We start from the raw sequence: 17,054 nt of genomic DNA on the forward strand, positions 1-17,054 counted from the left end.
CTCATAACTTACGGAGAAAATGATGGAAAATGTAGATGACTTTGCCCAGTTGAAATCACAACTGACCGCGTTTACCTTCCTCAATGGCGATGGGCTAACCGTTTCCCGTCTGGGTATCTCGATTACCCTGTTTTTTAAACAAGGCTACACTCAGGAGAAAAAACAGCACATTCTGGCCTGCTATCGCCGCTTTCGTGAAGAATTTAGCACCCACCTGCGTTTTCACCGTCATGAGCTGGAAGGGCTAAAAAAATATTCACCGGAAAATATTGCCAAAGTCGAAGAGAGCATTCTTAACCGACAAAAAAACCAGCCTTCTAGCTGGGTGGTCAGTGATGCTAAAAATATCTATGAAGCCCCTCTCTATCTGATGCGTTATATGGACTCCAGGGAAATAAGCGGTGATAACAGTAGCTCCTACCTGAATCTGGTATTGCCTTGGGATTATCTCAAAGAACAAGAAGGCATAGCTCGCTTTATGGCATGGTTAGACTTTCTGTGTGATCAACTCGAACCTGACTGGGGAGACTGTGGTTACTGTCTGGTCTTACCTAGAGATTATCATGATTATTTTCCTTTAGAGTATCAATTAGCCCTGCGCTACCCTTCCCTGCAAGTCAATTCCACTGTTCACACCGCACTGGACGATTATGCCCACTCCATACGAAGCATTAACTGGATCACCCTGCTGTCCAAACGATTTGTAAACCGACTGGGTGGAGAATATTGGATACGCCGCACGCTGGCACGCTACCCGGATGTGGTGATCAGCCCTTACTCCAATGGTCTGATGATCCGGGCTGGTCAATACCCTGACTTAACGCCACTACCGGGCAGTGTCCCGGAGAGTTACTTTGCCATTAACCAGTTGATACGTCCGATACGTTTTGTTCCGGGAGAAGGTGATTCCCTGCACTTTTATGGTGAAGGTCATTTTGATGCTATTTCCACACAAGCCTGGTATGCCCGTTATGACCAAGGACCGCTGCATGTAACCCCTTTGAGAGGCGACCATCCGGCACTGGTCAGCGGGATCTGGCAAACCGATAGCCTGCCAGACAAACAGTACTTCTTTGCTCAGGGCGCGATGGCTTTTGATATTGAAGGCGCAGAACCGGGCACAACGGTATGGCATTTGATACAGGAAGCGGAAAACAGCGAGGAATAAGAATTCACTGGAGTGCCAGTTTTTCAGTGAAACTCTCTCATATCAGCTTACTTTTCATCTTCGAAACTAGTCATATGGAATCCCTCACCGGCATTTTTTATAATAAGCAAGGAATTCCATCGGTCAGATATAGAGCATCTAGAATTTAGTCGCTTTAAACATGGCGAAAGGTGGGTAACATCGTAGATCTCCAGTATCTTTTAAAGCATCCACGTCACTGTGTTCAAAAAGCTCAATAGTTTTGAACCCGGCCTCGTTCAAGATCTTATAATATGTATCTTTATGCCAATGCGTATCTGAAATCTTAAAAATAGTTCCATTTGGCAGATTTAAATACACTGGCTTGATCTCTCCATCATTGTATTTTTTATTTAGATCGCCGCTCATAAAAGAACTGAATTTAATCCCCGCAGAATCCGGATTGTTATCCAATACGTAAAAAATGCCGCCAGGTTTTAATGTTCTATGAATTTCCTTGGCGATTTTTAAAAGATCAGACTTTTTACTGCTACCGATGAACACATAACAGCATATGGCTGCGTCGAAAGTATTATCTTTGAAGTCAAGGACCCCGGTTTTGATTTGATGATAAGAGCTATTTCCACGATTGATGTGGCTGGAGGCTTTGTCCACCATAGTTTGTGAGATATCTACCCCCGTTACCGTCTGTATGCCTCCAGCAATTAGCCGACGTGACACTTTCCCGCCGCCACAACCGTAATCAAGAACCGATATGTTTTGCCCCAAGCTCTCCTTAAGGTTCTCAATCAACGGCGTGTACCCAAGTCTATCCTCCAAATAATTATCATATTGTTCGAATAAATTCGAAACCTCTTCATTCATCCAGTCAGTATTCATTTGTCATCTCATATTCATATATACAGTAATAACCAAACCCGTTATCTTTCAAGTCGCCTATCTGTTGGCTGCACTCGCTCGCCCTAGTCATATTGCAATCAATTTTCAAGATACAAAGGCTTACGGCGTTTTTTGCAAAGAAAAAACATAACTGAGTTAAATAAACAGGTCTAACAGGACCTAAAATAATAAATTGATTTTTGCAATGCCTAAATCATATTTAGCAATATTGCTTTTTCTTTAAATTGATCATACTCCTCCAGAATTCCATCATGAAAAAAATTCAACATCAACATGACACAAATACAACCATATGTATATAAGTATTATCTATACATTGAGTCCAATCACAATATTCCTTTTTTTACAGGATATTTCTTGTATATACTTGAATCCTGCACTTTAAAATTAATTGGGTATATTATCATTCTAAAAATATATTTAAAAAACAATAACTATCTTCATTGAAAATCACTACTTTATACAGACTAATATATAGTCGCAATAATTACTATAATGATAACCAAAAAGAAAAAATGTTCACTGAATGCCATCTGGCAATTGCCTAAAACAACGCAAAAATGGGGCCAGAAAATAGTCGAAATAATGTTTTTTCTAATTATTCTCTTCGCTCATCACAAAATATTAATCACTTTACTTTCCATAAAACACCATTAAAAACAATTGCAATTATTTCATAATTTTATCATTAATAAAGTATTTATTATTTATGTAATTATAAATTTTGTTATTGCATTGTCACAGGAATTTAGAGAAACAATAGATAATAACGTCATGAAATAGTTAATGACAGAATGATACCGTTTTATCTACCCGTTATTTTCAACCTATTTCAGCCCGTTATCAGACATCATATTTGCTGCTTTATTTTAATGAATATTAAAGTATTCATGGATGAAAGGCAGCATAAATGTTTTATTTATTAAATAGTTAAAAGGAATAAACATGAACACAATCATGTCAGAAACAATCACGTCAGAATACCCTGAAATGACACAACAGGCACAAAAAACTAACCGACTGCATGAAGCGAGTATCCTCAAACGTGCTAACCCCCAATTACAAAATGTGGTACATCTTGCCTTAACCACCCCCCATGCCGACCAACAAGGTTATAACAGTAAATTTGGTGGCCGCGCCAGCCAATATGTCACCCCCGGCACAGTTGCTTCTATGTTCTCTCCTGCGGCATATCTGACTGAACTTTATCGGCAGGCAAGAGATTTACATGCAGAAAATTCCATTTACCATCTGGATAAACGCCGCCCTGATTTAAAATCACTGACACTCAGTCAGCAAAATATGGATGATGAAGTTTCTACACTTTCTCTATCTAATAAGGTGTTTCTGGCAGGAATTAAGACGCTGACCGGGCTGGAAGGCCATACTAACGTGATGAAAACGTTATCAATCTTTCGCTCTTCTGGTTCTCTGCCATATCACGATGCTTACGAAAATGTACGTAAGGTTATTCAGTTACAGGCTCCGATATTTGAGCAATTCAATATCGCCCCAGAAACAACAATCGCTAAACTGAAATATCAAACGGCCCTATTGGGAATTAATATTTCTATCTCTCCAGAACTCTTTAATATTTTAACGGAAAAGATCACCGATGACGAAGAGGAAATTAAAAGGCTCTATGAAAAAAACTTTGGCAATATTCAACCCTCTTTAATAGCAACACCAGAATATCTAAAAAGTTATTATAATTTAACTGATGAAGAAATTAATCAGTCTATTAATCAGCAAAATATTAAACGAATATACGATGAAATGAATTCCGAATATGGTAGCCAACAACCTGCTCAATATTATCTACTTAGACTCAATAAAATTATTCTTCTGTCACGGGCCACAGAAATGGCACCAGAAATTCTTAAAAAAATTGCCTCTAGTAGAACTTATCAGGCAATATCCCAACCTATAGAAGTCATCCTAGAATATGCCCCTACTATATACGATGAACTGAGCGATATACCAGACATCAATACAGAAATATTAAAGAAAACCTTTCGCGTTAAATACTATATGCAACGTTACAATATTGATGCTGAAACTGCATTAATACTGTGCAATGCACCAATTTCACAAAACTACTATAGCCGTAGCCCCGATCAATTTAGTCGCTTATTTAATGCCCCACCATTGAATGGCCAGGATTTTCACGTTTGGGATGATGAAGAAATTGATTTAAGCCCAAATAATGCCAATAGCTGGCAAAAAGAAGTGCTTAAACGTGCTTTTAATGTCGATGATATCTCACTTCATCAATTACTAAAGATGACTCACCTTGACAATGACAATGGAAAAATCATCAATAACTTAACTAATATCTCTTATCTCTATCTGACTAAATTACTCGCAGATGTCCATCAATTAACTGTTAACGAGTTGAATTTACTGCTAATTGCCATAGGTGAAGGATCAACCAATCTATCTGGGATCAGTGATAATAATCTGTTTGCTCTGATTGAAAAACTTTATGGCGTTACCCAATGGCTGCATACACAGAAATGGGATATGTACCTGTTGTTTATGATGACCACTACCGACTATAACCAAACCCTGACGCCGGAAATCCAGCACCTGCTAGATGCTGTCTACAATGGTTTGCAAGGCTTTAACCGTGAAAACGAGGCAAATCTCCTGTTGAAGATCTCGCCTTATATCGCCGCCGCTCTACAATTACCGTCTGAAAATACCGCTTATTATGTACTCACCTGGGCAGATCAACTAAAACCTGGTTCTGGTGCAATGACAGCAAAAAAACTCTGGGAATGGTTGCAAGCTTTACATAATCCAAAGCAATCAACCGCAGTAACAGAAGAACAAGCCGCCCAATATTGCCAGTGCCTGGCACAATTAGCACTGATTTATCGTTCCACCGGCCTTAGCGAAAGCACTTTACGTCTGTTTGTCACAACACCACAACGCTTTGGCATTAAAGTCGGGACCGCGCCAACACACGATACATCATCACTAATAATGCTGACGGATTTTACTAACTGGGTTAACTCCCTTGGTGAAAAAGCCTCTTCTATACTGACCGAATTTGAAAAGGGAACGTTAGAGGCCAAACCATTGGCTGATGCCATGAGCCTTGATAAAAATTTACTGGAGCAAGCCAGTAATCAAGCACAAGTTAATTTCTCCAACTGGACATCTCTCAGCACCATCCGACAATGGGTGAATATCGCTCGTCAATTGAATATTGCTCCACAAGACATTTCTACACTGGCGCAAATATTGGACATAGAATCTTCCACTGACTATAGCCAGTGGGAAAAGGTAGCGGCAATATTAACCACCGGATTGGATACCCCAAAAGCCGATATCCTACACACCTTTCTGGATGAGTCTCGCAGTGCTGCATTAAGCACGTACTATATCGCCAACCAAGATAAAGATGCAGAAATTAAAAACCGTGATGACTTGTACCAATACTTATTGATTGATAACCAAGTTTCCGCCGCCATCAAAACCACCCCGATCGCAGAAGCAATTACCAGCATCCAGCTCTATATTAACCGGGCCATGAAAAACATGGAGGGAAACGCGATTTCGCAGGTCATCACCCGACCATTCTTTACCGATTGGGATAAGTACAATAAACGCTACAGCACCTGGGCCAGCATGACTAAACTCATTTACTACCCAGAAAATTACATCGATCCGACGATACGCATCGGGCGAACAAACATGATGGATACGTTGCTGCAATCCATCAGCCAGAGTCAATTAAACACTGACACGGTAGAAGACGCCTTTATGTCTTATCTGACGTCATTCGAACAAGTGGCTAATCTGGAAATCATCAGCGCCTATCATGACGACATCAATAGCAATCAGGGATTAACCTATTTTATCGGACACAGTAAAACAGAAGTGAATCAATATTATTGGCGTAGCGTGGATCACAATAAATTTAATGACGGTAAATTTCCTGCTAACGCTTGGAATGAGTGGCACAAAATTGACTGTCCAATGAATCCCTATAAGAGCACTATTCGCCCGGTAATTTTCCAATCCCGCCTGCATCTTATCTGGCTGGAGCAAAAGAAAATTGCTAAACAAGCAGATCATAATCAAGCCGTTGAAGATTATCATTATGAACTAAAATTAGCACATATCCGTTATGACGGTACCTGGAATACACCAATAACCTTTGATGTCAGTGACAAAGTATCTGATGTTTTAATCCCTGAGTCATTAAAGGAACAATGGGTAAGATTTAAGGAAATATTGCAACAATTAGAGCAGAATCTGGCACAACTGGAGAAGAGACCAGAGCAGAAGAAACTGGAACCAGCAATAACGGAGCTAAAGGAAACAATAGAGGGCCAGAAGAAATCGAAGATACAGATGCAGCAGAAGATAGAGGAGCTGATGAAGCAACCACCAAGACTCTATTGTGCAAATTATCAAGGCGAAGATAAATTACTGGTCATATTGTATAGCAAACAAGATAAAACAGACGAATATGAAAGAGAAGTTATAGAGATAATAACAACAGCAGAAAAAAAAGCGAAATTAATAGAAAAATATAATGTAAAAGGAATATCAATAACAGAAAGAAAAAAAACAAGAATAGAAATAGAAGAAAAACCAGAAGTACTAATGCAAGGGCTGCGTATCTCCTCAAACATGTTATTTGAAGATCTCAATCCTAGTGACGACATAATTCACATTCGTAACCAGTTTGATATCAGTACTGAGGCTAATCATAGCATAAAGATTAATAATCAGTATGGAATCACTTTATCAGAGAAAACTAATGACGATCATATTCTGGTCATTCACCATGATACCAACGGGGCGCAATATATGCAGTGGGGAGACTATCGTATCCGCCTTAATACGCTGTTTGCCCGTAAATTAATTAGTCGCGCTACAACCGGGATCGATACTATTTTAAGTATCGAGACGCAGAAATTGCCAGAGCCTCAGTTAGGGAAAGGATTTTTTACTTATCTCACTCTTCCTAAATATGACCAAAATGTACATGGCAGCGAACGTTGGTTTAAAATTCATATAAGAAATGATAATAAACTGATGAACTTATACCACAAAGGAACACTAACTGATACTGAAACTAGCGTCACTCTTTTTATCCCTTGGTCTAATACACAAGAACGCGTCGAAATAGCAGTAGAATATCAGAGTAAGTTTTATCAGAATCAACAAAACTGGGAAACAGCCCTATTCAAGTTTAATTTGACTAACCAGAAAATTATGTTGGTTAATGATGCAGATAATAAGAAAGTCGTGATAAACGATATTGAGACAATCGTTAAGAAATATAAAGGTTTTCTTGATGTTTCCATTCTTATCGATCAGCACACGGAACCGATGGATTTCAGCGGCGCTAACAGCCTCTATTTCTGGGAATTGTTCTACTATGCTCCGATGCTGATTGCCCAACGTCTACTACACGAGCAAAACTTCGATGAAGCTAACCGTTGGCTGAAATATGTCTGGAATCCATCGGGATATATTGAACATGGTCAGACTCAACACTGCCACTGGAATGTCCGCCCATTATTGGAAGAGACCAGTTGGAATGATGATCCACTGGATTCGGTCGATCCTGATGCGATAGCACAATATGATCCAATGCATTATAAAGTCGTCACTTTTACGCGCACCCTTGATCTACTGCTGGCACGTGGAGATTACGCCTATCGTCAGTTAGAACGAGATACGCTTAACGAAGCTAAGATGTGGTATATGCAAGCACTGCATCTATTAGGTGATAAACCTCATTTATCGTTAAGTTTAGAGTGGCGTAAGCCAAGTTTAGGTGATGCCGCCAGAACGGAAAAACAAGCAGAACACACCCAAGCAATGGCCGCCCTGCGACAAGGTGATATTAGTCGGCACAACCACCCGACAGATCTTTTCTTGCCACAGATCAATGAAGTGATGCAAAACTACTGGCAGACACTAGAGCAACGGCTGTATAACCTGCGCCATAACCTCTCTATCGACGGCCAGCCCTTGCATCTATCTGTTTACGCCACACCGGCAGATCCAAAAGCATTACTCAATGCAACGGTAGCCTCTTCTCAAAGTGAAACTCAGCTACCGACGCCATTTATGTCGTTGTGGCGCTTCCCACGGATGCTGGAAAATGCGCGTAGTATGGTCAACCAGCTCTCTCAATTCGGTTCCACGTTACAAAATATTATCGAACGTCAGGATGCGGAAGCCTTAAACACGCTATTACAGAATCAAGCAGCAGAACTGATATTAACCAACCTCAGCATACAAGACAAAACCCTAGAAGAGTTGGATGCGGAAAAAATCGTACTGGAAAAATCCAAAGCCGGGGCGCAATCACGCTTTGACAGCTACAAAAAGTTATACGATGAAAATATCAATGAGGGTGAAAACCGGGTGATGGCATTGCATGCCTCCGTTGCTGGCCTCAGCACCGCCTTGCAAACATCGCGTCTGACAGGTGCTGCCCTTGATCTGGCTCCCAATATTTTCGGCTTCGCTGATGGCGGCAGCCGTTGGGGGGCAATTGCCGAAGCGACAGGTAATGTCATGGAATTCTCCGCAAGTGTGATGAACACCGAAGCGGCTAAAATCAGCCAGTCTGAAACCTATCGCCGTCGCCGTCAGGAGTGGGAAATCCAGCGTAACAATGCCGAAGCAGAGATAAAACAAATCGACGCCCAACTTCAATCGCTGTCAGTACGCCGTGAAGCTGCGGTGTTGCAAAAAACCAGCCTCAAAACCCAACAGGAACAGACTCAGGCGCAATTGACTTTCCTGCAACGTAAATTCAGTAATCAAGCGTTGTACCACTGGCTACGTGGTCGGCTAGCGGCTATTTACTTCCAATTTTACGATTTGGCTGTAGCACGTTGTCTGATGGCAGAAATGGCTTATCGTTGGGAGACTCATGATACCGCAGCAAGCTTTATCAAACCCGGCGCCTGGCAGGGAACCCACGCCGGTCTGCTCGCTGGTGAAACCTTGATGCTGAATCTGGCACAAATGGAAGATACCTATTTGAGGTGGGATCAACGCACTCTGGAAGTAGAACGGACCATTTCACTGGCGCAACTCTATGGAGCACTGCCAGAAAAATCGTTTAATTTGGCAACACGCATCTCTGCCCTACTAGCAGGCAGCACAACTGAACCCATTGACAATCATCCGGTTACATTAGAAAACGGCCAACTCAGCGCCAAAATCTCTCTGTCAGGTCTGTCACTACATAATGACTACCCAGAAGGCAACGGCGTAGGCAACATTCGACGCATTAAACAGATCAGCGTCACCCTGCCAGCCCTGTTAGGGCCATACCAGGATATACAAGCCATTCTGTCCTACGGAGGAAGTGAGATCGGATTAGCTGAGAGCTGTAAATCACTGGCAATTTCTCATGGGGATAATGACAGTGGTCAATTCCAGTTAGATTTTAACAATGGCAAGTTCCTGCCGTTTGAAGGGATAGCGATTAACGATACTGGCACATTAACACTCAATTTCCCGAATGCGACTGGCAAGCAGCAAACCATGCTGCAAGCACTGAGCGATATTATTCTGCATATTCGCTACACCATCCGCCAATAACTATCTTAATCAAATAGTAAAAACAGGCTCCTAAATGGGGCCTGAACCTTTCACCACACTCATAGTCTACCTTCTCACCTGTTCAGCGCTCGTTATCCGATGCGCCGTAAAACCCCGTCTTTCAGAGAATGTCAAAACAGAGATATCTCTTTTTCTCGTGAGTCCCATTGCCTACTATAAAATATCAACCCTCTTCTTTTTCATAATATGCATATGTAACAAAGGCAATTATTTCATTTCGTTATTGTTAATCAATTATATTACTTATGGTGCAATTATAAATTTTGTTATTGCATTACAACAGCCATTTAAACAAATAATAACGTTATAAAATAGTTGATAGTTAAATGGTGTTTTCTATTTGGCCGTTATTTTCAACCTAATTTCAGACCGCTATCAGACGTTATATGTGCTGCCTTTATTCTGATGGAGATAAATAACCTTATTTATCTCCACGATATGCAGACCAGCATAAATGTTTTATTGACTCAACATTTAAAAGGAATAAGCATGAACACACTCAAGTCCGAATATAAACAAGCGTTAGGAGCAGGTTTTAATAATCTAACCGATATTTGCCATCTCTCTTTTGACGAACTTCGCAAAAAAGTGAAAGACAAACTCTCATGGTCACAGACCCAGAGCTTATATCTTGAAGCACAGCAGGTGCAAAAGGATAATCGCCTGCATGAAGCCCGTATTCTGAAACGCGCCAATCCTCAATTACAAAGTGCAGTCCATCTTGCCCTGACAACACCTCATACTGACCAACAAGGTTATAATAGTCAATTTAGTAACCGCGCTAGTCAATATGCAGCCCCTGATGCCATCTCCTCTATGTTTTCTCCTGCGGCTTATCTGACTGAACTTTATCGTCAGGCACGAAATTTACATGCAGAAAGTTCCACTTATCATCTGGATACGCGCCGCCCAGATCTAAAATCATTGGTACTCAGCCAGAAAAATATGGATACGGAGATTTCCACGCTTTCTCTGTCTAATAACATATTACTGAAAAACATTAAGATTCAGCTTAAATTGGCAAAACATACTGATGTAATGGCAATATTATCAAATTTCCACCCTTTTGGTTCAATGCCATATCACGATGCCTATGAAAGTGTGCGTAAGATTATTCAGTTACAAGCTCCAGTATTTGAACACGTTAGTACATCACCAGAAACGACAATATCTAAGCTGATGCATAAAGCCTATTTGTTAGAGATTAATGCTACTGTATCTCCTGAATCATTCGAAATTTTAAAGGAAGATCTCAATGTAGGAGATGAACAGAAGTTAAGTGACATTTATAAAGAAAATTTTGGCAATATTCCCTCTCCTTCAATCACAAAAACAGCATATCTAAAAAATTACTATAACCTGACCGATAGGGAATTTAATTATTTCAGCAAAAAGATTAAACAAATAGATGAACTAAATAATGATAAAGAGGATATGACCCAACGTTATCTACTGAAATTCAATAAAGATATTCATCTATCTCGGGCAACGAAACTTTCACCAACAATCCTGAATAGCATTGCCACTGATATTCTCCAAAAAGCTCTGCCAGAAAATCTTAGCCTTAATGACGATCCAGAAACATATGTAGGCGTATTAAGAAAAGCTATTCATGTTAAATACTATATGCAACGTTATGGTATTGATGCTGAGACTGCATTAATACTGAGCAAGGCGCCAATTTCACAACATAGCAATGACGACCATCCAAGCCAGTTTGATCGTCTATTTAATTCCCCAAAACTGAATGGTCAGGATTTTTCCACCAATGGTACTCCAGAGATTAATTTAAACCTAAGCAGTACTAACAGTTGGCACAAAGCAGTACTTAAACGTGCTTTCAACGTCAATGATATCTCATTAAATCGACTACTAAAGATTACCTATGGGGACAACACTAGAGAAACGATGGTTAATAATAGAGATAATCTCTCTCATCTCTATCGAACAAAATTACTAGCGGATATCCATCAGTTAACTATTGATGAATTAGGGGTACTACTAGTTGCCATCGATGAAGGAAAAACCGATTTATCTAAGATTACTCATGACAATTTAGCGGTGCTAATTAGCAAACTCTATACCGTTACCCATTGGCTGCGTACACTGAAGTGGAGTGTATATCAGTTACTTGTGATGACCACCACCGACTATAACAAAACCCTGGTCCCGGAAGTACACAACTTACTGGATACTCTATATAACGGTCTGCAAGATTTTGACAAGAAAACGGTAAAAAACAAACAAGATCTATTAAAAGCCATATCCCCTTATATCACCGCCACTTTGCAATTACCGTCTGAACATACGGCATATTCCATACTTACCTGGGCAGATAAACTAGAACCCGGCACAGGAAAAATGACAGCGGAAAAATTATGGAACTGGTTACGGACAAACCCCGTTACGGCTCAACCGGAATTCCAAAAACAAGCAGAACCCGTGGTCCAGTATTGCCAGTGCCTGGCACAACTGGCGCTGATTTATCGTTCTACTGGCCTTAACGAAAACACCTTACGTCTGTTTGTGACAAAACCTCAACTTTTCGGCATGACAGAGGTGACAGCACCAACATATCATTCCCTGATAATACTAACGCGTTTTGCTGACTGGGTTAACTCACTAGGTAAAAACGCCTCTTCTGTACTGACCGAATTTGCAAAGAGAACATTAACGGCGGAGCTATTGGCTAACGCCATGAATCTCGATGAAAAGCTGCTGTCACAAGCCAAGACTCAGGCAAAAACTGATTTATCCAACTGGCCATCTATCGACAACCTATTGCAATGGATTAACATCTCGCGTCAATTGAACATCTCTCCACAGGGTGTTTCCGCACTAGAGCAAGTATTAAACACAGAATCTTCCGCTGACTATATCCAATGGGAAAACGTCGCTACGATATTAATCGCCGGGCTGGACACCCAAAAGACCAACGCTCTACATGCATTTCTGGATGAGTCTCGCAGTGCTGCGTTAAGTACATACTATATTTATTCTCATAACCAAAAAGATCTACAAAAAGAAAGAAAACATACAGTAATTAAAGACCGTGATGATCTATATCAATACTTATTGATCGATAACCAAGTTTCCGCCGCCATCAAAACCACGGAGATTGCTGAAGCTATCGCCAGTATCCAACTGTATATTAACCGCGCGTTGAAAAATATGGAGGGAGATATCGACACAAGTGTCACTAGCCGTTCATTTTTTACTAACTGGGATAAATACAACAAACGCTACAGCACTTGGGTCGGTATTGCTAAGCTCCTTTACTATCCAGAAAATTACATCGATCCGACACTGCGGATCGGCCAGACAAAAATGATGGATGCGTTACTGCAATCTATCAGCCAGAGTCAATTAAATACCGATACCGTAGAAGATGCCTTTAAATCTTATCTAACGTCATTCGAACAGGTGGCTAATCTGGAAATCCTCAGCGCCTATCATGACAATATTAATAATGACCAAGGATTGACCTATTTTATCGGACACAGTAAAACGGAAGTGAATCAATATTATTGGCGTAATGTAGATCACAATAAATTCAGCAAAGGTAAATTCCCCGCTAATGCCTGGAGTGAGTGGCACAAAATTGACTGCCCAATTAACCCCTACGAAGATATTATCCGCCCGGTAGTCTACCAATCCCGCCTGTATATCACCTGGCTGGAACAGAAAAAGGTAACTAATCGAGTAACAGAAGAAACTGTCAAACAAGGAAACAAAACGACCACAAACTATCATTATGAACTGAAATTGGCACATATTCGTTATGACGGCACCTGGAATACACCAATCACTTTTGATGTAGATAGCAAAATATCTGCTCTAAATCTAGAAGCGAATAAAGTGTTAGGGCTATATTGTGCAAGTTATCAAGGCAAAGATAAGTTGCTAGTGATATTTTATCAAAAACGGTCTAAACAGGCAGATTACCAATTGGCCACCATGCAAGGGTTATATATTTCCTCTAATATGTCACAAGAAGATATGGTGCCTGATAATTATAAAACTAATATCTATAAACAGCTTGATACCCGCACTGAAACCAATAGTGTTATAAGAATCAATAACCGCTATGCAGAAAGCTACGAAATCCCTTCATCAGTAAACAATAATAATGGTTATGATTGGGGAGAGGGCTACCTGAGTATGGTATACGGCGGGAGTATTCTCATTAACCGCCCCCAATTAAATGGTTCAAAAATCCAAATCTCACCAAAGTTAAGAATTATTCATAATGGATATGAAGGTCGACAACGTAATCAATGCAATCTGATGAAGAAATACGGCAAGCTCGGTGATAAATTTATTATTTATACCACTCTAGGTATTAACCCGAATAACTTATCAAATAAAAAATTCATCTACCCTGTTTATCAATATGGGGACACCCCAGAAAAGGGGAGGTTACTGTTTTATCGGGATAGTGCCACTAACTTTGTAAGAGCCTGGTTCCCTAACCTTCCCTCTGGCTCAAAAGAGATATCTACCGCCAACAATGGTGGTAATATCAATGGTAACGATGGTTATATTACAAATTCTCTTAATACCGTAGATCCATTTAAACAATATTTCTATATGGATGACCACGGTGGTATTGATACTGATGTTTCGGGGCCAATGTTTATTAATACAAATATTCAGCCTGCAAACGTTAAAATCACAGTAAAAACAGTGAGAGAGGATGGAACATTAAACAGTGAACCATATACAGCGAACGACAAAGTTTCAGTTAAACCACCACTCAACTTCGAAGAAATGTGTTACCAGTTTAATGGCCTCAAAGAAATAGACGTCTCCACGCTAGTCTTTAAAAATAATGAGGCAAGTATTGATATCACCTTTACAGCATCTGCCGATGCATTTGAAAGTGGTAAAGAACAACGTAATCTGGGCAAAGAGCATTTTAGTATTCGTATTATCAAAAAGGCGGAAACTGATAATGTCCTATCCCTTCATAGCGATCCTAGCGGGGCACAATATATGCAATGGGGAAACTATCGCACTCGCCTTAATACGCTGTTTGCCCGTAAATTAATTAGCCGCGCCAACGCGGGGATCGACACTATTTTGAGCATGGAAACTCAGAATATTCAGGAACCTAAATTAACAGAAAATTCCCCTAATGCGATGGAACCAATGGACTTCAACGGCGCCAACAGCCTCTACTTCTGGGAACTGTTCTACTATACCCCGATGTTGATCGCTCAACGTCTACTTCACGAGCAAAACTTCGATGAGGCTAACCGTTGGCTAAAATATGTCTGGAACCCATCTGGTCATATTGTCAATGGTCAAAAGCAGCATTACCGCTGGAATGTCCGCCCATTACAAGAGGATACTAGTTGGAACAATGATCCGTTGGATACATTTGATCCTGATGCCATAGCTCAACATGATCCAATGCACTACAAAGTCGCCACCTTTATGCGCACCCTCGATCTGTTGATCGAACAGGGAGATTACGCCTACCGCCAATTGGAACGGGACACACTCGCCGAAGCCAAAATGTGGTATATGCAAGCACTGCATCTATTGGGCGATAAACCTCATCTATCACTTAGCTCAACATGGGACGATCCAGATCTAAAAGAGGCCGCAGATCTTGAAAAACAACAGGCACATGCCAAAGCAATAGCAGATTTACGACAAGGCCAGTCTACAAATGGAAGCAACACAGATCTTTTCCTGCCGCAGGTCAACGAAGTGATGCTGAGCTATTGGCAGAAACTGGAACAACGGTTGTATAACCTGCGCCATAACCTCTCCATTGATGGTCAACCTTTACACTTGCCGATTTTCGCAACACCGGCAGATCCAAAAGCGTTGCTCAGCGCCGCTGTCGCCAGCTCACAAGGCGGCAGCAATCTTCCGTCAGAATCATTTATATCGGTGTGGCGTTTCCCACATATGCTGGAAAATGCCCGCAATATGGTCAGCCAGCTAACCCAATTCGGTTCCACGTTACAAAATATTATCGAACGTCAGGATGCGGAGGCATTAAACACGCTGTTGCAGAATCAGGCAGCGGAACTGATATTGACCAATCTCAGCATACAGGACAAAACCATTGAAGAGCTGGATGCTGAAAAAACTGTACTAGAAAAAACCCGCGCCGGAGCTCAATCGCGTTTTGATAGCTACAGTAAATTCTACGATGAAGACATCAATGCGGGCGAAAAACAGGCGATGGCGTTGCGTGCTTCCGTCGCTGGCCTCTCCACCGCCCTCCAGGCATCACATCTGGCGGGTGCAGCGCTTGATTTGGCTCCCAACATCTTCGGCTTCGCTGATGGCGGCAGCCATTGGGGGGCGATCGCCCAAGCCACGGGTAATGTCATGGAATTCTCCGCCAATGTCATGAACACCGAAGCGGATAAAATTAGCCAGTCTGAATCCTACCGTCGGCGTCGTCAGGAATGGGAAATCCAGCGTAATAACGCCGAGGCAGAACTGAAACAAATTGATGCTCAGCTTCAATCATTAGTCGTACGTCGCCAAGCCGCGGTGTTGCAGAAAACCAGCCTGAAAACTCAACAGGAACAAACCCAGGCGCAACAGCTGTTCCTGCAACATAAGTTCAGCAATCAGGCATTGTACAACTGGCTGCGTGGCCGACTGGCCGCCATTTACTTCCAGTTCTACGACTTAACAGTAACGCGTTGTTTGATGGCCGAAATGGCCTATCGTTGGGAGACTAATGACACTACGGCAAGCTTTATCAAACCCGGCGTCTGGCAGGGAACCTATGCTGGTTTGCTGGCGGGTGAAACCTTAATGCTGAATCTGGCACAAATGGAAGATGCCCACCTGAAACAGGAACAACGCGTACTGGAGGTAGAACGTACCATTTCACTGGCAGATCTCTATAAAGAGAAAGGCCAATTTTCCCTGACTGAGAAAATTGCAGAACTGGTGAAGAATAAATCAGGTACTGCCGGTAGAAGAAGTAATACCCTGAAATTTGGTACAGGAAATGCCCAAACTTCTCTGCAAGCGTCTATTTCGTTAGCTGACTTGAAAATCCGTGATGATTATCCAGAAGGCAGTGGAGTCGGTAACGTTCGCCGAATTAAACAGATCAGTGTCACCCTGCCAGCGCTATTAGGACCCTATCAGGATGTACAAGCAATTCTGTCTTACAGCGGAAGAGCCTCTGGATTGGCTGAAAGTTGCAAATCATTGGCGGTTTCTCATGGGATGAATGACAGCGGTCAGTTCCAGTTGGATTTCAACGATGGCAAATTCCTGCCGTTTGAAGGAATCGAAATCGATAGAGGTACGTTGACATTAAGCTTCCCGAACGCAACCGGAAAACAAAAAGCCATGCTGGAGAGTCTGAACGACATCATTCTGCATATTCGCTACACCATTCGCCAATAAC

Annotated in this window: 4 protein-coding genes; 3 read left to right on the forward strand and 1 reads right to left on the reverse strand. The window is 41.4% G+C overall.

The annotated features are described in order from the left end of the window. Positions 1 to 22 precede the first annotated feature (22 nt). Complete coding sequence (locus EAE90_RS16425) at positions 23 to 1,168, forward strand: DUF3396 domain-containing protein (RefSeq protein WP_214054387.1); 1,146 nt, start codon at positions 23 to 25, stop codon at positions 1,166 to 1,168. 138 nt (positions 1,169 to 1,306) lie between these two features. On the opposite strand, the gene EAE90_RS16430 is transcribed toward EAE90_RS16425, so the two are convergent. After that, on the reverse strand, positions 1,307 to 2,026 hold the full coding sequence (locus tag EAE90_RS16430) for a class I SAM-dependent methyltransferase (protein WP_214054380.1): 720 nt from the start codon (positions 2,024 to 2,026) through the stop codon (positions 1,307 to 1,309). Positions 2,027 to 2,992: 966 nt separating this feature from the next. On the opposite strand from EAE90_RS16430, the gene EAE90_RS16435 reads away from it, so the two are divergent. Together EAE90_RS16435 and EAE90_RS16440 are read left to right on the forward strand one after the other, a co-directional pair. Further along, on the forward strand, positions 2,993 to 9,637 hold the full coding sequence (locus tag EAE90_RS16435) for a Tc toxin subunit A-related protein (RefSeq protein WP_246550853.1): 6,645 nt from the start codon (positions 2,993 to 2,995) through the stop codon (positions 9,635 to 9,637). A gap of 510 nt (positions 9,638 to 10,147) precedes the next feature. Then, entirely contained in the window at positions 10,148 to 17,053 is a 6,906-nt protein-coding gene (locus EAE90_RS16440; RefSeq protein WP_214054381.1) for a Tc toxin subunit A-related protein, read from the forward strand. Position 17,054 lies beyond the last annotated feature (1 nt).

The organism is Photorhabdus caribbeanensis (assembly GCF_018448885.1).
Taxonomy (GTDB): Bacteria; Pseudomonadota; Gammaproteobacteria; order Enterobacterales; family Enterobacteriaceae; genus Photorhabdus; species Photorhabdus caribbeanensis.